We start from the raw sequence: 18,889 nt of genomic DNA, 5'->3' as shown, positions 1-18,889 counted from the left end.
GCATGCAGCTTCGCAACACCGCGCACCGTTACGGGGCCGTGGCCCAGGCACTGCACTGGGTGATCGTCGTGGGCTTCGTCGCGCAGTTCGCGCTCGCCTGGTACATGGAGGAGCTGCCCAACACCCCCTTCAAGATCGAGCTGTACAACCTGCACAAGTCGATCGGGGTGACGATCCTGGTGCTCGCGGTGCTCCGCCTGGGCTGGCGGCTGGCGAACCCCGTGCCGGGCATGCCGGCCGGGCTGCCGCGCTGGGAGCACTGGGCCGCGCACGCCTCGCACGCCGGGCTCTACGCCGTGATCTTCGCCCAGCCGATCACGGGGCTCGTGTTCTCGCTCTACTCCAGCTTTCCGTCGCTGATCTGGGGCTGGCGTCTGCCCGATCCGGGCACCTCGAAGACGATCGAGGACACCTTCGCCGCCGCCCATTTCTACGTGTCGTGGCTCATCCTGGCGCTTGTCGCGCTGCACGTCCTGGCCGCGCTGCGCCATCACCTCGTGCTCGGCAACGACGTGCTGCGCCGCATGCTGCCGGGCGCACCGCTGCGGGGAGACCGCCCATGATGAAGCGCCTGACCGCCGCCGCGCTGCTGTTCGCCGCGCCGCCCGCGCACGCCGCCGACGCGCCGAGCTGGGACGTCGATCCCGAGGCAAGCCGCGTGGGCTTCGTGGCCGAGCAGTCCGGCTCGCCCGTGCCCGGCGAGTTCACCGCGTTCGACGCCAGCATCGCGTTCGACCGCGACGCCCCGGACGCCGGGCGCGTGGACGTGGAAATCGAGATTGCCAGTGTCGACGCGGGCTCGGCGGAGCGCGACGACACGATCACGTCCGAACAACTCTTTCACGCCGAGAAGCATCCCACCGCGCGCTTCGTCGCCGACGACTTCACCCACAAGGACGGCAAGCGCTACGTCGCCCACGGCGAGCTGACGATGCGCGGGCAGACGCACCCGGTGGACCTGCCCTTCACCCTGGCGGTCACGCGCCGGGACGCCACGCTGAAGGCGGTCGCCGAGGGCACGGTGACGGTGAAGCGCCTGCGCTGGGGCATCGGCCAGGGCGTGTGGCGCAACACCGGCATGGTGCCCAACGAGGTCGACATCGAAATCCGGATCGTGGCGACACGCCCGGCCGGAGACTGAAAGCCATCACCAACACAACGGGAGCCACAACGCCATGCGCAACCCGATCACGCGAACCGGACGCACGCTCGCCGCCGCGGCCGGCATGACCGCCGCGCTGGCCGGTGCAACGGCCGCCCAGGCCGAGCCGCAGACCTTCAAGATCGACGAGGCGCATTCCGACATCGCCTTCATGATCACGCACTTCGGCTATTCGGACGCGATCGGCGAGTTCACCGACTTCTCCGGCACCTTCACGATCGACAAGGAGAACCCGGACAACGCGGCCGTGAACGTCACCATTCAGGCCGACAGCGTGGACACCCAGCACGACAAACGCGACGAGCACATCCGCAGCCCCGACTTCCTCAACGTGAAGGAATACCCGGAGATCACCTTCACCTCGACGGATGTGGAGAAGACGGGCGAAAACACCGCCGAGATCACGGGCGAGCTGACGCTGCACGGGACCACGAAGCCGGTGACGCTGGATGTGACGCTGAACAAGCTGGGCGAGCACCCGCTCCCCCAGTACAACGGCATCCTCACCGCCGGCATCTCCGCACGCGGCACCATCGAGCGCTCGGATTTCGGCGTTTCCAAGTACACCCCCGCGATCGGCGACGAGATGGAGCTGCTCATCGAGATCGAGGGCTTCGCCCAGGACCAGCTGGACAAGCTGCCCGAGTAAGGGCGCCCTCCACAGACCTGGACCGTACACCGCGCGCCGCCGGGAAGCCGCCCGGCGGCGCGTTCGTGTGTGGACGCCCCGCGTCCGCCGCCAAACGCGGTTTTCCCCAGATCGCGGGGACAGCACTGCGGATCACCCTGGGGATAGCGTTGGGGATGAATTTCCGTCCCCAGATCGCGGGGACGGCCCTGTGGATCACCTTCGGGATAACCTGGTAGTGGCAGCCTCGCCCTCGAACGGGGTAGGATTATCCCCAGAAGCGGTGGAGCCCCTTGGGGACAGCGCCGTGGAGAATGCCGGGACGTGCATTGGGCCGGGATGATCCGGCCCGCCGCCTTGACCCTTCCCCGAGGGCTTCCTACCGTTCGGCCTGTCATGACACGCACCGTCCTGCGCAGCCGCGATGAGCGAATTACGGGCCCGGTGCCCGCATGGGCACCGGGTATGCAGTGCGTCTGATCCCGATCCGCCATCGCCGCGCAGGAGTTTCCCATGCGTGCTGATCCGTCCGGCGCCGCCGCGCCGTCCCAAGCGACCGCATCCGCGCCCCATCCCCACCGCGTCACCTGCTTCGCCATCCGCGCCTGCGCCGATCCCGGCCTGATGCCGCGCGTGCTGGAAGTCTTTGCCAAGCGCAGCCTCACCCCCGAGCGCTGGCACGCCGACCGCATGGGGCCGGAGCGCGACGAGCTGGCCATCGACGTGCAGGTGGCCGACCTGAGCCAACACGAAAGCGCCTTCCTGGCCCGGCTGCTGCGGCAGATCTGGGGCGTGGAGGCCGTGCTCACCTCGGACAAGGACTTCGCGTGAGCTTCTTCGACCGCATCGCCGCCGTCCGCACCTGGGACCCGGATGCCTTCCGCCCCTTCGTGGTGGACGGCCACCGTGTGGGGCGCGTGCGCCACGCCACGGCCCGCGCGCTCGCCGACTTTCCCGACGTTTTCCGGGTGGACGCGGCGGCGGTGACGCTCTCCCCGCGCCTGGCGGACGTGGACGCACGCTCGCGCGCCGTTCACGACGTGGCGGAAACCCTGGCCGCGCGCGGCGACGCGCCCACGCCGCGGGGCGAGGCCTACGGGGTTTCGGAAACCTGGGCGACGCCCGCCCGCCTGCGCCTGGACCGGGGCGTGGTGCCGCTGTTCGGCGTGAAGTCCTACGGCGTTCACCTGAACGGCTTCGTGCGCCGGCCGGACGGCCTGGCGATCTGGGTGGGCACCCGCGCCGCCGACAAGCGCGTCGCCCCCGGCAAGCTGGACCACCTCGTCGCCGGCGGCATGGCCCACGGCGACAGCGCGCACGACACCGTGGTGCGCGAGGCCGACGAGGAAGCCGCCATGCCGGCCGAGCTGGCGCGCCAGGCCACACCGGTCGGCGCGCTCAGCTACGTCTGCGAGGCCGAGAGCGGACTGCGCGACGACACCCTCTTCATCTACGACCTGGATGTGCCGGCCGATTTCACGCCCGCGTGCCGCGACGGCGAGATCGTGCGCTTCGAGCTGATGGACGTGGCGGATGCCCTGGCGCGCGTGCGCGACAGCGACGCCTTCAAGTTCAACGTTTCCGTGGTGATGATCGACTTCTTCATCCGCCACGGCGTCGTCACGCCCGACGAGGAACCGCAGTATCCGGAACTGCTCCAGGCACTGCACGGCGCGGCGTGACCGCCGCCCCGGCGCCCCGGATCACGCCGGATCGCCCAGCCGCGCGGCGACGCTGTCGCACAGCGTGTGCAGCCGGAAGGGCTTGGTGAGCAGCGTCAGTGCCGGGGCGGCTTCCAGTTCGCTGCGCTGCGCGGCCTCGGCGTAGCCCGTCATCAGGATCACCGGCAGGCCGGGCTGGCGCTGGCGCAGGGTGCGGGCCAGCGCCAGCCCGTCCATGCCCGGCATGACGATGTCGGTGACGACGATCTCGGCGCCGGCGCCGTCGTCCAGCAGCCGCAGCGCCTCTTCCCCGTTGGCCGCGGCGGTCACCGCGTAGCCGCGGTTGGCCAGGGCGCGCGCGGCGAAGGTGCGCACGGCCGTGTCGTCGTCGACCAGGAGAACGCGTTGCGCCGCGCCGCCCACCGCCGCATGGGCACTTTCCGAGGTTTCAGCGTCCGCCATGGCCCGCCCCGTCGTGGCGCCCGGTCACACCCCGACCGAGCCGATTTCGGCGGAAAACCTTATCACAAGTCAGGACGACGACGCGACGAAGGTCAGGGACAGTTCGCGTGCTTCTTTCGGGGGATCGGGGCGGCGCGAGCTGAAGGTCGTCTCCGCCCCCGGCGCCAACTGCGATGCCTCGGCACGGAACCGCCACGCCGTCAGGCGCTCCCCGGCCTGATTGTAGAGCGTGGCCCGGATCGGGGGAACGCTTTGCGCCCGGTCGCCGCTGTTCACGATGCGGCCTTCCAGCACGAGCTGGTTGGTGTCGTTCACCAGCTGCCGGCGGCGCGTGACGTCGCGCAGCTTCAGCCCCGGCGCAACGCTGTTCACGGGCACGCCGGCCAGATCGTAGAGCGCCGCCGTCTGGGGCACGTAGGCGACGACCTGCTGGCGGCCGAACCACCCGCCCGCGACGATGGCGAGCACGACGGCGGCGAACACCAGCCAGCCAAGCGGGAAGCGCCGACCCGCGTCCGGCTCCGGGTTGGCCGCGCGCATGGCCCGGCGGTGGGCGGCGCGGAACTCGGCCAGATCCTCGTCGAAGGCGTGGGGCGAGGCCGCTTCGCCCGCCCCGTCGTTACCTTCGGCGGCCGCTGTGCCCTCGCCCGTCTGATTGGGCTCGCCGTCCGGGCTCAGCTCCAGCTCCTCGGACTCGTCGTCGTCCGGCGTGGCGTGCCAGCTGTGCTTGCAGCGCGAACAGCGCACGGTCCGCCCGTACAGGCCGAGCTTCTCAGCCGCCACCCGGAATTGAGAACCGCATTGGGGACAGGTCAGAATCATTGCGCGAGGGCGCTGGAAAACCTTGGTTTCCCGCTTTATAGGTGTCGGCGTCCGTGCGCGCAAGCCGCGGCGTTGCGGCGGCGCGCCCACGCAGGGGGCCAGCAGGGGCCACAAGGGGGACGCCGGTGGTTCGCTTCGACAACGTGAGCTTCCAGTACGGCACCGGCCACCACGTGCTGCGCGATCTCAGCTTCCACCTTCAGCCCGGCTCGTTCCACTTCGTTTCGGGCGCCAGCGGCGCGGGCAAGACCTCGCTGCTGCAGCTGATGTACCTCTGGCACAAGCCGTCCGACGGTCGGGTGAGCCTGTTCGGCAAGGACATCGCCCAGCTCACGCGGCGCGACAAGACGCTGCTGCGCCGGCGAATCGGCGTCGTGTTCCAGGACTTCCGCCTGCTCGACCACCTCACGGCCCTGGAGAACGTCGAGCTGCCGCTGCGCGTCCAGGGCAAGGGCGGCACCAGCGTCTCGGAGCACGTGGCCGAGCTGCTCGCCTGGGTGGGGCTGGGCGAGCACCTGCACGCCTACCCGCCCACGCTGTCCGGCGGGCAGCAGCAGCGCGTCGCCATCGCGCGCGCCGTCATCGGCCGGCCCAGCCTCTTGCTCGCGGACGAGCCCACGGGCAACGTGGATGATCGTCTTGCTCTCCGGTTGCTGTACCTCTTCGAGGAACTCAACAAGATGGGGACGACCGTCGTGATCGCCACCCACAGCGAGCAGCTGGTGCAGCGCTTCCAGCACCCCGTCATCCGCCTCGCGGGCGGGGACAGCGCCGCGGGCGATCCCCCGCGCCAGCGTCACGGCTGAGGCGGGGGACGGCGTGATCTTCGCCCGGCGCGACGTTCCCCTGCAGAAGGACGCCTCGGCCCGCTACCTGCCGTGGCTGATCGGCTTCATGGTCTATCTCGCCACGCTGGCGTTGGCGGCGGCGCTGGCCGTGAGCAACCTGGCCGAGCGCTGGGACACCGGGTTGGCCGGCCGGCTCACGGTGCAGATCCCGCCGCCCGGCCCGGACAGCCAGGTGAGCCGCGCCGCGCAGGTGAACAACGTCGTCGACACCCTCAAGCGCCGGCCCGGCATCGCCAGCGCGCGCCCCATTCCGGACGAGCGGGTGCGCGAGATGCTGGCCCCCTGGCTGGGCGAGCGCCGCAGCCTGGGCGAGCTGCCGCTGCCCGCGCTGGTGGCGGCGCGCGTGAACCGCGCCAACCCGCCCGACATGGCGAACCTCCAGGCCGCCGTGCAAACGGCCGCGCCGCGCGCGACCATCGACGACCACCAGCGCACGCTGGGCCGGTTGCTGGAGGTGGTGCGCTCCTTCCAGGGCGTGGCCGTGCTGGTCATGGGACTGGTCACGGCGGCCGCCGTGGTGACGGTGATCTTCGCCACGCGCACGGGCCTGGCCGTGCACCGCAACGTGATCGAGATCCTGCACCTGATCGGGGCGCAGGACGGCTACATCGCCCGGCAGTTCCAGCACCACGCGCTGCGGCTGGGCCTGCTCGGCGGCGTGATCGGGGTGGTGCTGGCAGCCGCCACGCTGCTGATCCTGCGCGAAGCCATCTCGGTGGGCGGCGGCGCGCTCATCCCGGACCTGGCACTCGCCGGCTGGCAGTGGGCGTCGCTCGGCCTCATCCCGGTGGCGACCGCAGCCGTGGCCACGGCGACGGCGCGGCTGACCGTGCTGCGCACCCTGGCGAGGCTGGCGTGACATGGCCCGCCGGGCGCTCGCCAGCGGCAAGCGTGTGCGCCGGCGCGGCGCCGCTTGGCTGATCGGGCTCGTGGGCCTCGCAGCGGCCGGCTGGTTTGGCGGGTTCCTGTGGTTCACAACCCACCTGCCCGAGCGCGTGGCGGAGCCCACACGCGCCACCGATGCCATTGTCGTGCTCACGGGCGGCAACCGCCGGGTGGCGGTCGGGCTGGACCTCTTGGCCGAGGGCCTGGGTGAGCGCCTGTTGATTTCCGGCGTGCACGAGCGCGTCGACCTGGACGCGGTGCTCAAGGCGAACGGGCGCGATCACGGCGACATCACCTGCTGCGTCGACCTGGGCCACACGGCACGGACGACGCGCGGCAACGCGGACGAGACCGCCGAATGGGTGACCCGGCACGGCGTCGAGTCCCTCCGCCTCGTCACCGCCGCCTACCACATCCCGCGCAGCCTGCTGGCGTTCCGCGCCCGCTTGCCGGACGTGCACATCGTGCCCCATCCCGTGTTCCCGCCGGGGCTGAGCGCCGCGCCCTGGTGGCGCGCGCCGAACAAGGCGCGCCTGCTGATGACGGAATACAGCAAGTACCTCGCCGCGCTGGTGCGCGAGAGCCTGACCGGAGCCGCTCATCCATGATGCGCTCGCTGACGTTCAACGTGGTCGGCTTCGCCTGGACCGCGTTCATGATGATCGCCTGCCTGCCGTTGCTGGCGGCGCCGCGGCGGTGGATCCTGGCTGGCGGCCGCGTGTGGATCCGGGTGCTGTTCTGGCTGCTGCGCGGGATCGTCGGCCTGGGCCACGAAATCCGCGGGCGCGAGAACCTGCCGGACCCGCCCTTCCTGGTGGCGGCCAAGCATCAGTCCGCCTGGGACACCCTCGCGTTTCCGCTGGTGTTCGACGACCCCGCCTACATCCTGAAGCGCGAGTTGACCTGGAGCCCGCCGTTCGGCTGGTACCTGCTGCGCCACGGCGCCGTGCCCATCGACCGTGCGGGCGGCGCCGCGTCCCTGCGCCGCATGCTGCGCGGGGCGCGGGCCGTGGTCGACCAGGGCCGGCCGCTGATCATCTATCCCGAGGGCACGCGCCGGCCGCCCGACGCGCCCGGCGACTATCATCCGGGCGTGGCCGCGCTGTACCGCGACCTCAACCTGCCGGTTGTGCCCATCGCGCTCAATTCCGGGGTGTTCTGGGGGCGGCACGCCTTCCGCAAGCAGCCGGGCCGGATCGTCATGGAAATCCAGCCGCCCATCGAACCGGGCCTGAGCCGCAAGGCCTTCATGCGCCGCCTGACCGACAGCCTGGAACCGGCGACGGCGCGGCTGGTGCGCGAAGCGCGCGGCGACAAGCAGGCCGTATCCGAGCAGGCCCGCGCGGGGTGAGCCCTACCCCGGCGGCGTGCCGAAACGCGCGCGAAAGCGGGCCCGGTCCGCGTCCAGCCGGCGCCGGGCGTTGCGCTCCGACAGGCCGTAGCGCGCGTAGCGCAGCAGGTTGGGAACCAGGATCACGACCCCGATCACGATCACGCACAGCGCCAGCCCGATGAAGATGTTGAGCACGCGGTCGCGGCGGTTGACGCGGTTTTCCGCAACGATGCGCTCCAGCGCGGCGAGGTGGCGCTTGAATTGCCGCCGGCCGATCCGGGCCAGCCGCGCGGGGTCGCCGACGAAGGCGCCCTCGGGGTCGGCATCCTCGCTGTACTGAAAGCCCTGAAGCCAGGCGCGCAGGGCCTTGAACGGCGAGCGAGCCGCGGCAGCCGGTGCCGCGGCGGTCGGTGCGTGGCGCGGCATCGCCTCCCCCTTCGGCGGCGCGGAGCGATATGCTGTTCTGGCTGGCGACCAACGATGGGCCCCTCCGGGTTAAAGCTTTGTTCAAGCTGGCGCGGCATGATGGGCGGCCTTGGCGGTAAAGGAGCGTGGCGGCATGGACGGCAACCTTTTCGTCCTCGACGGCAGCCAGCAGACGGTGCTGCTGCCGCTTCAGGCCCGGGTAAGCGGGACCCGCGCGGCGGAAACCCTTCAGGTGCCGGCCCGCGGGGACATCAGCTTCGGCGGCAACACGGGCGACCGGGTGGAATTCGCGCGCGACGCCGACGCCTACGATTTCTCCGCCGGCGGCAACGTCTTGACGGTCTCGCGCCCCGACGGCGCCAGCGCGGAGATCGCGCTCAACGCCGATGTCGAGCTGGCCTTCGCCGACGGCAGCACGACCGCCGGCATCGACGCGGGCAGCGGCACCCCGAGCGTTCAGGTGGACGGGCGGGCCGTCGATTCCGGCTTCGATCCGTCGACGGTCAACCTGGATGGCACGGACATCTCCGGCATCGCCGACACCGGAAGCGGCGGCACCTCGACGAGCGACGGATCCGATGACGGCGGCGCAACCGCGGGCGCCGAACTGGAAGCCACCTTCACGGACCCGGCGGGTGTGTTCGACGGCGTCCGGCCGGAGCTGCGCGACTCCCTGCAAGCGGCCTGGGTGCAGTGGACGGACGAACTGGCCATCGACACCGACGTCACGATCGAGGCCGAGATCATCAGCGACCCCGATCTCCCGGACAGCACCCTCGCGCAGGCCCTCAGCGGGACGACCGTGGACACGGGGCTGGTCGACGACGCGGGCCAGCCGGTGCACCAGCAGGGCGTCGTCGCGGAGCTGAAGACCGGCACCGATCCCAACGGCATCGGCGAGGATCTGCGCATCGAGATCCCCGAGGTCGACGACTGGGTCTTCAACACCGAGCTGTCCGAGGACGTGCCGCGCACGCAGTTCGATGCACTCACCATCCTGACGCACGAGCTGGGCCACGTTCTCGGCTTCAACGGCACGCACACCAGCAACGTCGGCCGTGTGTCCACCTTCGACACCAACGTCGAAAGCGACCCCTTCGGCGGCCTCGTCTTCGACGGCGCGTCGGCGCGCGAGGCGAACGGCGGGGATACCGTCCCGCTGGCGGACGGCGATCCCTACCATCTCGCCGACGACGGCGACCTCATGGCCACCGCGCTCAGGGCCGGGGAGAGCCGGGACATCAGCGACGTGGACCTGGCGATGCTGGCCGACGCCGGGGTGCCGCTGGCGGGTGAAACCGTGGAGGTCGCCTGACCCTTTGCCGCGCGAGCTTGTGCCGCCAAACTGCCGGGACCACAGGCACCGGCGGACGCGCGCGGCATGACGGTCCAGTTGACGCCCATCGCCCAGCGCATCTGGGACATGAAGTACCGCCGCAAGGCGGCCGACGGAACGCCCCTGGAAGCCGACATCGGCGAGACCTGGGACCGCGTGGCCGCCGCGCTCGCCCAGGCCGAGCCGGCGCACACGCGCGCGGCGCAGCGCGACGCCTTCCGCGCGGCGCTCGACGATTTCCGCTTCATGCCGGCGGGCCGCATCCTGGCCGGCGCGGGCACGGGGCTGGAGGTCACGCTCTTCAACTGCTTCGTCATGGGCACGATCCCGGACGACCTGCACGGGATCTTCACCCACCTGCGCGAAGCTGCGGAAACGCTGCGCGCCGGCGGCGGCATCGGCTACGACTTCTCCACGCTGCGCCCAGCGGGCGCGCCCGTGCGCGGGCTGGGCGGCACGGCTTCCGGGCCCGTCAGCTTCATGGACGTCTGGGACGCGATGTGCCGCACCATCATGAGCGCCGGCAACCGGCGCGGCGCCATGATGGGCACGCTGCGCTGCGACCACCCGGACATCGAGGCCTTCATCGCCGCCAAGGCGGACCCGGCCCGCCTGCGCATGTTCAACCTTTCGGTGCTGGCGACGGACTCCTTCATGGCCGCCGTCGAGGCGGACGACGCCTGGCCGCTGACCTTCGGGGGCGAGGTGTACCGCACGCTGCGCGCCCGCGAACTGTGGGACCGCATCATGGCGGCCACCTACGATTACGCCGAGCCGGGCGTCATCTTCATCGACCGCGTGAACGCCCTCAACAATCTCGCATATTGTGAAATTATTCATGCAACCAATCCGTGCGGCGAAGAGCCATTGCCCCCGTACGGGGCGTGCCTGCTCGGCTCGATCAATCTGGCGCGGCTGGTGCGCCATCCCTTCACGGACGCGGCCGACCTGGACGTAAGCGCGCTGGACGAGCTGGTGCCCCGGGCCGTGCGCATGTTGGACAACGCCATCGACGTCTCGCGCTTCCCGCTGGCGCAGCAGCGCGAGGAAGCCGTGGCCAAGCGCCGCATCGGGCTCGGCGTGACCGGGCTGGCCGACGCGCTGATGATGTGCGGGCTGACCTACGGCAGCGACGCCGCCGTCGCGCGCACCGGAGACTGGCTGCACGCGCTACAGCGGCGATCCTATCTGGCTTCGGTCGAGCTGGCGCGCGAGCGCGGCCCCTTCCCGCTGTTCGACCGCGAGCGCTACCTGGAAAGCCCCACGGTGCAGGCGCTGGACGCCGACGTGCGCGCGGCGATCGCCGCGCACGGCGTGCGCAACGGCCTCGTCGGCTCGGTCGCGCCCACGGGCACGATCTCGCTGGTCGCCAACAACGTCTCCTCCGGCCTGGAGCCGGTCTACAGCCCGAGTTATACGCGCAAGATCCGCCAGCGCGACGACACCCACCGCGAGGTCACGGTCACGGATTACGCCGTGGCCGAATACCGCCGCCTGGTGGGCGATGACAGCGCCCTGCCGCCCGCCTTCGTCGACACGGAATCGCTGACACCGGACGCTCACGTCGCCATGCAGGCGGCGGTGCAGCGCTACATCGACGCCTCGGTGTCCAAGACGATCAACGTCCCCGCCGACATCGGCTTCGACGCCTTCAAGGACGTCTACCGCCGCGCGTTCGAGGCGGGCTGCAAAGGCTGCACCACCTACCGTCCGAACCCCACGACCGGCGCGGTGCTGGAAGCCGGCGGCGATGCGGGCCAAACCAGCCCGGGTGACCACCGCACGCTCGCCGAGGAACCGTGCCGGGTCTGTGGTGCCCGCGAGGTGCTGGGCCATCCGGGGTGCCGGGTGTGCGCGCACTGCGGCGCCTCCCGCTGCGGGGCGTGAGCCGCGAGCCGCACCACAGTTAACGCATTTGAATATCTCGAAATTGAAATGTTGTGGCGTGGGCGAAGCCGCACTAGCGTTCCCACAACCGTCGATGCTGGAGAGGTCCCGCGTGCCCACGAGCGAGAGGAGCCTGCCCCAACAGTTCACCGGCCCGACGTGCCGCGCGTTCGTGCATACGTGGTGCGGTTGGCGGGACGCGGCCAGGACCGTGATCCCGGCACGCAGCGGGATCGCCCCGGAAAGCCTGGGCCGCTTGATGGCCGATTGTCTGGTCATGGATTTCGACGGCGACGCGGGCGACCCCGTCATCCGGCTCGCCGGCTCGAACGTGGTCGAGCGCTGGGGATTCGAGCCCACCGGCATGCGTTTCCGCGACTGCCTGCCGGGAGAACACGCGGACTGGCGCGTCCACGTCATCCGCGAGGCCGTCCAGCATCCCTGCGGCATGCGGCTGGTGCGCGAGGTCGTGCGCCGCCACGGCCTGGCCTACCGCGCGGAGATCTGTTTCCTGCCCGTGGCGGACGACCGCCGCGGCGTTTGCCAGTTTTTTGCCGTTTCCGACAGCGACGAGCGCCCCTTCTCCGTGGACACGCGCGCCAACCCGGCCGCGCGCGAGGGCGCGCTCGACATCACCTTCATCGACATTGGCGCGGGCGTCCCCAGCCGCCGCACGGCCGCCGTCGGCTGACCATCCCTCAGGTGGCGCCGTCCACCTCGCGCAAGAGCTCATGCAGCGTGTGGTCGTGCATGTCCAGCGCGTCCAGGTGCGCCACGGTGTTGCGCAGGTAGTCCACGCACGGACCGCCGCGCCCCTCGCCCTGGCGGATGAGGCGCACCATCTCCGCGCGGCTGATGTCGCCGGCGTACTGCGGGTGACCGGGATCGACGACGAAGCCCGCCGCCATGACGCGCCCATCGTCGGTATCCACGGCCAGCCAGCGCGGATCGTAGACCCCCAGGACCATCTCGCGGTCGTGCAGGTAGTCCATGACCCACTCGCCCTCGGCGGCGGGCACGCGGTACACGAGCCCGTGGCACGAGCCGCCGCGGTCGAGGCCGAGCACGAGGCCCGGCCGGTCGGGTGTTCCGCGATAGGTGTGGGAATACACGCAAAAGCGGCGGTGATAGCCGCGCAACAGCCCCCGCTTGACCTCGAGGTGCGGAAAGCCCGGCCGCCAGATGAGCGAGCCGTAGGCGAACACCCAGAAATCCGCGTCCGGCGGCGGGTCCAGCCGCGGCTTGCCCTGGTAGAACTTGGCTGACTGATCGGATCGGGTCATGGTCCGGGGCCCGTGATGAACGCGCCGGCGGAGCCTACCCCGTCCGGCGGGGCGGGAAAACCGCCGCGACCCGCCTGCTCACACCGGCCCGCGCACACGAGGAGACGTGCCATGCGCCGCAAGCTGCTGGTTTTCGTGCCGCTGGCGCTGCTCGTGCTGACGGCGTCCGTCGTCGGCGGCGGCTGGCTGTGGGCCAGCACGGCACTGGCGGAAAGCTGGCGCAACTGGCTCGCCGAGCGGCGCGCGGAGGGCTATGCCTTCACCGATGCCGAGCCCGAGATCGGAGGCTTTCCGAGCCGCATCACCGCGCGCTTCGACGGCCCCGCCGTGCGGGCGCCCGCCGGCTGGCACTGGCAGCTTCCCGGCGTGACGGCGAGAGCGCAGCTGACACAGCCGTTGACGGTGCACTGGCGCGCGCCGGGCACGCACACGCTCACCACCCAGGCGGGCCGCACACTGCGCCTGGACGGCAAGGAAGCGCGGGGGCGGGCCACCCTCTCGACCGCCGGGGCCCTCCAGCGCGGCCGGATGCGGCTCGCGGAGGTCGACCTGACGGGCCTTCGGGCGGGCCGGGTTGGCGCCGAGCACGTCACCGCGCGCATGGGCGGTGGGGCAAACGCCGGTGAGCACCGCGTCCCACTCCGGACGGAGGCTCGACAGGTCACGCTGCCGGCCCCACTGGCGCTCCCGCTCGGCCGGACGGTGCGGCGCATCCGCATCGACGCCACGCTGCGCGGGCCGCTTCCGGACGCGATCACGCGCGAGGGCCTGCAGGCCTGGCGCAGCAACGGCGGCGCGCTGGAAGTCCACGCGGCAAGCGTCCACTGGGCGGACGTCACGGTCAAAGCCGACGGTCAAGTGGCCCTGGACGAAAAGCTGCGCCCGGCGGGCACGCTTCAGGTCGACGTGCGCGGGCTGGAACCGGCCGTCCGGGCGCTGCTGGAGGCCGGCTGGGTGTCGGAGCGCATCGCCGGCTATGCGCGCATGCTGGCGGCGGCGCTGCAGCAGGTTCAGGACGAGGGGCCGAAGACGATCACCGTTCCCCTTCATTTCCGGAACGGGAAGGTGCTTGTGGGTCCGATGCCGCTGGGGCGGCTTTCTCCGGTTCTCGCGGATCGAACGAGCCGGCCTGATGCGCCTCGATGACGCCGCGCCGGATCTGGCGCGCCCGGTCGAAGCGCTCGGCGAGCACCTCGCCCTCGCCCCAGCGGATGGCACGCTGAAGTGCGGTGATGTCCTCGTTGAAGCGCTGCAGGATCTCCAGCACCGCATCCCGGTTGTTCAGAAAGATGTCGCGCCACATAACGGGGTCGGACCCGGCGATGCGCGTGAAGTCGCGGAAGCCGCCGGCGGCGAACTTGATGACCTCCTGGCGCTCGTCGCCCTCCAGGTCCGACGCCGTGGAGACGATCGTGTAGGCGATCAGGTGCGGCAGATGCGAGGTGATGCCGAGCACGCGGTCGTGGTGACGCGGGTCCATCTCCTCGACCATCGCGCCCACGCCCTGCCAGAGCGCCGTGATCCGCGCGATCGCGTCGCGGTCCGTGCCCGGCGGCGGCGTGAGGATGGTCCAGCGGTCCTCGAACAGCTCGGCGAAGCCGGCCTCCGGCCCCGACTTCTCCGTGCCCGCGACCGGATGGCCGGGCACGAAGTGCACGTGGTCCGGCACGAAGGGGCCGATGTCGCGGATCACCGACTGCTTCACCGAGCCGACGTCGGTGACGATGCTTTCCGCCTTCAGCACCGGCGAGACGGCCTCGGCCAGCGCGGGATAGGCGCTCAGCGGCGTGGCGAAGACGACGATGTCGGCGTCCGCCGCCGCTTCCGCCGGGTCGCCCGTGGCCGCGTCCACGATGCCGAGGTCGAGCGCCGTCCGCCGCGTTTCCGGCGAGCGGGCGCAGCCCACGATCTCCCCGACCAGGCCGTGGCGGCGCGCCGCCAGCGCCAGCGAGGAGCCGATCAGGCCGATCCCCAGGATCGCCAGGCGGTTGGCGACGCGCTGCCCGCTCATCCCGGCTGCCCCGCGAAGGCGTCGAGCGCGTCGGCGGCCATGTGCATGTCCTCGCTGCCGCCGATGGAGACGCGCAGGCAGTCCGGCAGGCCGTACTTGCCCATCTGGCGCACCAGCACGCCGCCCGCCTTGAACGTGCTGAGCGCCCGTTCGGCCGCGTCCTCGTCGGCGAAGCGCAACAGGACGAAGTTGGCCTCCGACGGCAGCGCCTCGATGCCGGCGGCCTGCGCGCGCTCGCGGAACCAGGCACGCCACTGCGTGTTGTGCGCCACCGAGCGCGCGACGAAGTCGCGGTCCTGCACGGCGGCCGCGCCGGCTTCCTGCGCCGGGGTGGCGACGTTGAAGGGCATGCGCACGCGGTTGAGCACGTCGACGATCCCCGGCGGCCCGTAGGCCCAGCCGATGCGCAGGCCGGCGAGCCCGTAGATCTTGGAGAAGGTGCGCGTCACCACGACGTTCCCGCTGCGCGCCGCCAGCTCCGCGCCGTCGCTGTAATCGCCGGCCGTGGCGTACTCGGCGTAGGCGGCGTCGATCACCAGCAGCACGTCCTCGGGCAGGCCGGCGTGCAGGCGCTCCAGCGACGCGCGCGAGAGGTAGGAGCCCGTGGGGTTGTTCGGGTTCGCCAGGAAGACCGCGCGCGTCTCCGGCGTCACGCGCGCCAGAATGGCGTCCACGTCGGTCGTGAGGTTCGCCTCCGGCGCCGCTACCGGGGTGGCGCCCGCCGTGGTGGCGAAGATGGGGTACATCAGGAAGCCGTGGCGGCTGTAGACGACGCGGTCGCCCGGCCCGGCGTAGGCCTCGGTCAGCAGCCCGATCAGCTCGTCCGAGCCCGCGCCGCAGACGATGCGCGCCGGGTCCAGGCCGTGCACCTCGCCGATGGCCGTGCGCAGCGCGGCGCTGTGGCCGTCCGGGTAGCGATTCAGGCCCTCGCGCGCGGTCTCGTAGGCCTCCAGCGCGCGCGGGCTGGCGCCGAAGGGGTTCTCGTTGGAGGCGAGGCGGGCGACGCGCGAGAAGCCGGGCAGCTCCTTTTCGCCGCCCTGATAGGGCTCGGTGGCCAGGATGCCGGGGCGCGGCTGCGGCGGCATGGAACGTCTCCGGGCTCGAAAAAGGTATCAGGCCAGTTCGGCGGCGGTCAGCGGCACGGCGTAGCTGCCGAGCGCGCGGGCGTCGGCGACGGCGGGCGTGCCGGCGAGCGTTTCCAACCGGTTGTCGCCGGGCACGACCACGCCCGGCGTTTCCAGAAGGTGGAGCCGGCCGCCCCCGTTGTCAGCGGGCGCGGTCTGCCAGGCCACGGGCTCGAAGCCGGCGTCGGTGACGGCCGTGCTGACGTCGGCGTCGGTGGCCTCGCCGGTGGCTTCCAGGGCGAGGAAGCTGCGGTCGTTGCCCGTGTCCTCCGCGGGCGCGGCGCCGACCGCCAGGGCCTCGGCGTCGCCGGCGCGGCTGGCGGGCGCGGCGAACGGCAGGCGGGCGATGATGGGCGGCGCGCCGGGATCGCGGGCGAGCCGGCGCCACCACGGCTCGGCCTCGCCCGGCTGGGGCATTGGCAGCACGCCCACGGCCGCGTCCCCGCGCCGCACGGCAGCCAGCACCTCGCCCGCATCGGCGAGCTCGAGGGTGGGCGTCAGCGCGCCGAAGTGGTCCACGGCCAGGGTCTTCATGGCGCCGTTGCCGGCGGTCGGCACGGCCACGGAAAAGTCGCCCTGGAGCGACAGCCCGGCGGCGAAGATCTCGCGCCAGATGCGCACGAGCGCGGGCTTGGGGAAGCTGCCCTGGTGGCGGGCCATGAGCCGGCGCAGCACCAGCGCCTCGCGCCCGGGGCGGATATACACGCCGTCGCCCGATTTGGCCCGGCCGACATGCGCCTGCACGTCGCCGCGGCGCATGAGCAGGTCGTGCAGCGAGTCGTCGATGGCGTCGATTTCCTGGCGCAGCTCGGCGAGCGAGGTTTCCCCCAGCGTCATGGCACCCGTATCCTGGTCGATTGGCCGGCCGCGCGAAGCGCGTGGCCAGCCCGTCGGTTGGCCGGCGGCGCGCGGCGGCCCGGCCACGACCGGTCGGCGCACCTGCCCATCGGGACGGCGTGTGGCAGCCCCCGCACACGTCGTGTAGGAATAGGGTGTCACCCGCGGCAGATCAAAACAAAACCCCGCGCGGGCGGCGACCCGACCGCAAAACCCCCACGCCGTATCCGTTGACAGCCCGGACCGGGGTTTCTAGCTCTCAACGTCCACGTGTCCAAGCGGTTCGGCCGATTGGACGTGCGCCGCTAGCGTGTGCGATGGGCTTTCGCCGGTGAGGGCCTGGGGCCACACGAGCCGCGAGTTGCGATGAAGATGGACAATCCCGCGCCCACCAGCAGCCCGGCCCGGGCCGCGCTCGACGCCGGCCACCGCGTCGAGCTGGGCCACGAGACGCCGCTGAAGCTGGACTGCGGCGCGGAACTCGGCCCCTTCCGCATGGCGTACCGCACCTACGGCACGCTCAATGCGGACCGCTCCAACGCCATTCTGGTGTGCCACGCGCTCACGGGCGACCAGCACCCCGTGGACCCGCCGCATTCGCGCAAGGCCGGGTGGTGGTCGCTGATGATCGGCCCCGGCAAGCCGCTGGACACCGATCACTACTTCATCGTCTGCGCCAACGTGCTGGGCGGCTGCTCGGGCACCGAGGGACCGCCGGAAATCCGCCGCGACACGGGCGAGCCGTGGGGCCTGGACTTCCCCGTCATCACGATCGCGGACATGGTGCGCGCCCAGGTGATGCTGCTGGACCACCTGGGCATCGAGAAGCTGTTCTGCGTCATCGGCGGCTCGATGGGGGCGATGCAGGCGCTGCAGTTCGCCTCGGCGTATCCCGAGCGCACCTTCGCCGCCGTGCCCATTGCGGGCGCGGCGCGGCACTCGGCCCAGAACATCGCCTTCCACGAGGTCGGCCGACAGGCCATCATGGCCGACCCGGACTGGCAGGGCGGCGACTACATGAAGGCCGGCACGGCACCGCGCCGGGGCCTTGCGGTGGCGCGCATGGCCGCGCACATCACCTACCTCTCGGAAGCCGCGCTGCACCGCAAGTTCGGCCGCAGCCTGCAGGACCGCAAGAGCGTCACCTACGGCTTCGACGCCGACTTTCAGGTGGAGAGCTACCTGCGCCACCAGGGCTCCACCTTCGTCGACCGCTTCGACGCCAACGCCTATCTCTACATCACCCGCGCGATGGACTACTTCGACCTGGTGTCGGAGCACGGCGGCGTGCTGGCGGAGGCCTTCCGCGACACCCCGGTGCGCTTCTGCGTCATCTCCTTCACCAGCGACTGGCTCTTCCCCACCCCGGAAAGCCGCGAGGTCGTCCACGCCCTCAACGCCGCGGCGGCCGACGTGAGCTTCTGCGAGATCGAGTCCGACAAGGGCCACGACGCCTTCCTGCTGGACGAGCCCGAGTTGTTCGCCGTGTTGCGCGGCTTTCTCCAGGGCTGCGCCGAACACCGGGGGCTGGGCCGGTGAGCGCCGCCGCCGACACCCCCGCCCCGCGCCGCGAGAGCATCCGCGCCGACCTCCAGCTCATCGCCGGCATGGTCGAGCCGGGGGCGCGCGTACTGGACGTTGGCACGGGCAACGGCGCGCTGCTGGAACTGCTGGTGCACGAGCGCGCCGCCATCGGCCGCGGGATCGAGTTGAGCCAGGCCGGAGTGAACGCCTGCGTGCGCCACGGGCTTTCGGTGGTCCAGGGCGACGCCGACACCGACCTGAAGGACTATCCCACGCGCGCGTTCGACTACGTCGTGCTGTCGCAAACGCTGCAAGCCACGCGCGCGCCCAAGCTGGTGCTGGAGCACCTGGTGCGCATCGGCCGGCACGCCATCGTCTCCTTCCCCAACTTCGGGCACTGGCGCGTGCGCGGGCACCTGCTCCTACACGGGCGCATGCCGGAAACCGGGTTCCTGCCCGATCCCTGGTACGAAACGGCGAACATCCACCTGTGCACGATCCGCGATTTCCTGGCGCTCGCGGACAGCCTCGACATCACGGTCGAGCGCGCGCTCAGCCTGGACGACAAGGGCTTCGACAAGAAGCTCCGAACGCCCTGGTTCTCGAACGTGCTGGCAGAGCAGGGATTGTTCCTGCTGCGCAAGAACGGGGCCTAACCGA

General features: G+C 71.4%; 22 protein-coding genes. 15 read left to right on the top strand and 7 right to left on the bottom strand.

Going from position 1 to position 18,889, the window contains the following annotated elements; genetic code table 11:
* Positions 1 to 2 precede the first annotated feature (2 nt).
* The 5 genes from BLQ43_RS11990 (at position 3) to BLQ43_RS11970 (ending at position 3,472) form a co-directional block, all read left to right on the top strand.
* Positions 3 to 563: a cytochrome b gene (locus BLQ43_RS11990; RefSeq protein WP_090021220.1), complete on the top strand. Its 561-nt coding sequence runs from the start codon at positions 3 to 5 to the stop codon at positions 561 to 563.
* Positions 563 to 1,141: a YceI family protein gene (locus tag BLQ43_RS11985; protein ID WP_176758662.1), complete on the top strand. Its 579-nt coding sequence runs from the start codon at positions 563 to 565 to the stop codon at positions 1,139 to 1,141. Before BLQ43_RS11990 ends, BLQ43_RS11985 begins: the two co-directional genes overlap by 1 nt.
* Before the next feature lie 34 nt (positions 1,142 to 1,175).
* Entirely contained in the window at positions 1,176 to 1,811 is a 636-nt protein-coding gene (locus BLQ43_RS11980; RefSeq protein ID WP_090021215.1) for a YceI family protein, read from the top strand.
* A gap of 492 nt (positions 1,812 to 2,303) precedes the next feature.
* A complete protein-coding gene (locus tag BLQ43_RS11975) occupies positions 2,304 to 2,621 on the top strand; it encodes an ACT-like domain-containing protein (RefSeq protein WP_090021210.1) in 318 nt (105 codons plus the stop codon).
* Positions 2,618 to 3,472, top strand: a complete 855-nt coding sequence (locus tag BLQ43_RS11970) for an NUDIX hydrolase (RefSeq protein ID WP_090021207.1) — start codon at positions 2,618 to 2,620, stop codon at positions 3,470 to 3,472. Before BLQ43_RS11975 ends, BLQ43_RS11970 begins: the two co-directional genes overlap by 4 nt.
* A gap of 21 nt (positions 3,473 to 3,493) precedes the next feature.
* On the opposite strand, the gene BLQ43_RS11965 is transcribed toward BLQ43_RS11970, so the two are convergent.
* Complete coding sequence (locus BLQ43_RS11965) at positions 3,494 to 3,913, bottom strand: response regulator (RefSeq protein WP_090021204.1); 420 nt, start codon at positions 3,911 to 3,913, stop codon at positions 3,494 to 3,496.
* 69 nt (positions 3,914 to 3,982) lie between these two features.
* On the bottom strand, positions 3,983 to 4,735 hold the full coding sequence (locus BLQ43_RS11960; protein WP_090021291.1) for an MJ0042-type zinc finger domain-containing protein: 753 nt from the start codon (positions 4,733 to 4,735) through the stop codon (positions 3,983 to 3,985).
* A gap of 125 nt (positions 4,736 to 4,860) precedes the next feature.
* Between BLQ43_RS11960 and ftsE the strand changes: the two genes are divergently transcribed.
* From ftsE to BLQ43_RS11940, 4 genes are read left to right on the top strand one after another with little or no spacing between them, the layout of a single operon-like run.
* The gene (gene ftsE, locus BLQ43_RS11955; protein WP_090021202.1) at positions 4,861 to 5,541 is read left to right on the top strand and encodes a cell division ATP-binding protein FtsE; all 681 of its coding nucleotides are present in this window, start codon (positions 4,861 to 4,863) and stop codon (positions 5,539 to 5,541) included.
* A gap of 13 nt (positions 5,542 to 5,554) precedes the next feature.
* Positions 5,555 to 6,442 (top strand): cell division protein FtsX, encoded by an 888-nt coding sequence (locus BLQ43_RS11950; protein ID WP_090021199.1) that lies wholly within the window; start codon positions 5,555 to 5,557, stop codon positions 6,440 to 6,442.
* A 1-nt stretch (position 6,443) separates the two neighbouring features.
* Positions 6,444 to 7,076, top strand: coding sequence for a YdcF family protein (locus BLQ43_RS11945; protein WP_090021196.1), 633 nt, complete (start codon positions 6,444 to 6,446; stop codon positions 7,074 to 7,076).
* The gene (locus BLQ43_RS11940) at positions 7,073 to 7,819 is read left to right on the top strand and encodes a lysophospholipid acyltransferase family protein (RefSeq protein WP_090021193.1); all 747 of its coding nucleotides are present in this window, start codon (positions 7,073 to 7,075) and stop codon (positions 7,817 to 7,819) included. The genes BLQ43_RS11945 and BLQ43_RS11940 overlap by 4 nt, the downstream gene beginning before the upstream one ends.
* A 3-nt stretch (positions 7,820 to 7,822) precedes the next feature.
* Here the strand turns inward: BLQ43_RS11940 and BLQ43_RS11935 are convergent, their stop codons facing one another.
* Positions 7,823 to 8,227: a hypothetical protein gene (locus tag BLQ43_RS11935; RefSeq protein WP_090021191.1), complete on the bottom strand. Its 405-nt coding sequence runs from the start codon at positions 8,225 to 8,227 to the stop codon at positions 7,823 to 7,825.
* 133 nt (positions 8,228 to 8,360) lie between these two features.
* Here BLQ43_RS11935 and BLQ43_RS11930 point away from each other — a divergent pair, with 133 nt between their 5' ends.
* From BLQ43_RS11930 to BLQ43_RS11920, 3 genes are all read left to right on the top strand, one after another.
* Positions 8,361 to 9,542 carry a hypothetical protein gene (locus tag BLQ43_RS11930; protein ID WP_090021189.1) on the top strand — a complete coding sequence of 394 codons (1,182 nt, stop codon included), beginning with the start codon at positions 8,361 to 8,363 and terminating at the stop codon, positions 9,540 to 9,542.
* A 66-nt stretch (positions 9,543 to 9,608) separates the two neighbouring features.
* Complete coding sequence (locus BLQ43_RS11925; RefSeq protein WP_090021186.1) at positions 9,609 to 11,450, top strand: adenosylcobalamin-dependent ribonucleoside-diphosphate reductase; 1,842 nt, start codon at positions 9,609 to 9,611, stop codon at positions 11,448 to 11,450.
* A gap of 94 nt (positions 11,451 to 11,544) precedes the next feature.
* Positions 11,545 to 12,141 carry a PAS domain-containing protein gene (locus BLQ43_RS11920; RefSeq protein WP_281217574.1) on the top strand — a complete coding sequence of 199 codons (597 nt, stop codon included), beginning with the start codon at positions 11,545 to 11,547 and terminating at the stop codon, positions 12,139 to 12,141.
* Positions 12,142 to 12,148: 7 nt separating this feature from the next.
* On the opposite strand, the gene BLQ43_RS11915 is transcribed toward BLQ43_RS11920, so the two are convergent.
* Positions 12,149 to 12,733 carry a gamma-glutamylcyclotransferase gene (locus BLQ43_RS11915; RefSeq protein ID WP_090021181.1) on the bottom strand — a complete coding sequence of 195 codons (585 nt, stop codon included), beginning with the start codon at positions 12,731 to 12,733 and terminating at the stop codon, positions 12,149 to 12,151.
* 111 nt (positions 12,734 to 12,844) lie between these two features.
* Between BLQ43_RS11915 and BLQ43_RS11910 the strand changes: the two genes are divergently transcribed.
* Positions 12,845 to 13,879: a DUF2125 domain-containing protein gene (locus tag BLQ43_RS11910; protein WP_176758659.1), complete on the top strand. Its 1,035-nt coding sequence runs from the start codon at positions 12,845 to 12,847 to the stop codon at positions 13,877 to 13,879.
* Here the strand turns inward: BLQ43_RS11910 and BLQ43_RS11905 are convergent.
* Genes BLQ43_RS11905 through BLQ43_RS11895 form a run of 3 tightly spaced genes read right to left on the bottom strand, consistent with a single transcriptional unit; the run spans position 13,767 to position 16,705 of the window.
* Positions 13,767 to 14,744 (bottom strand): prephenate/arogenate dehydrogenase family protein, encoded by a 978-nt coding sequence (locus tag BLQ43_RS11905; RefSeq protein WP_090021175.1) that lies wholly within the window; start codon positions 14,742 to 14,744, stop codon positions 13,767 to 13,769. The two genes, BLQ43_RS11910 and BLQ43_RS11905, sit on opposite strands and share 113 nt — an antisense overlap.
* Positions 14,741 to 15,829, bottom strand: a complete 1,089-nt coding sequence (gene hisC, locus BLQ43_RS11900) for a histidinol-phosphate transaminase (RefSeq protein ID WP_090021173.1) — start codon at positions 15,827 to 15,829, stop codon at positions 14,741 to 14,743. The genes BLQ43_RS11905 and hisC overlap by 4 nt, the downstream gene beginning before the upstream one ends.
* A gap of 27 nt (positions 15,830 to 15,856) precedes the next feature.
* On the bottom strand, positions 15,857 to 16,705 hold the full coding sequence (locus tag BLQ43_RS11895) for a chorismate mutase (protein ID WP_090021171.1): 849 nt from the start codon (positions 16,703 to 16,705) through the stop codon (positions 15,857 to 15,859).
* A 366-nt stretch (positions 16,706 to 17,071) separates the two neighbouring features.
* Between BLQ43_RS11895 and metX the strand changes: the two genes are divergently transcribed.
* Both metX and metW read left to right on the top strand, forming a co-directional pair.
* A complete protein-coding gene (metX, locus tag BLQ43_RS11890; protein ID WP_090021168.1) occupies positions 17,072 to 18,244 on the top strand; it encodes a homoserine O-acetyltransferase MetX in 1,173 nt (390 codons plus the stop codon).
* Positions 18,241 to 18,885, top strand: coding sequence for a methionine biosynthesis protein MetW (gene metW, locus BLQ43_RS11885; RefSeq protein WP_245659569.1), 645 nt, complete (start codon positions 18,241 to 18,243; stop codon positions 18,883 to 18,885). Before metX ends, metW begins: the two co-directional genes overlap by 4 nt.
* The last annotated feature ends 4 nt before the right edge of the window (positions 18,886 to 18,889 follow it).

The sequence above is a fragment of the Limimonas halophila genome, from assembly GCF_900100655.1.
GTDB classification, from domain to species: domain Bacteria; phylum Pseudomonadota; class Alphaproteobacteria; order Kiloniellales; family Rhodovibrionaceae; genus Limimonas; species Limimonas halophila.
Note: the sequence above shows the minus strand (reverse complement) of the source record. Positions and strands in the feature narration are given on the sequence as shown.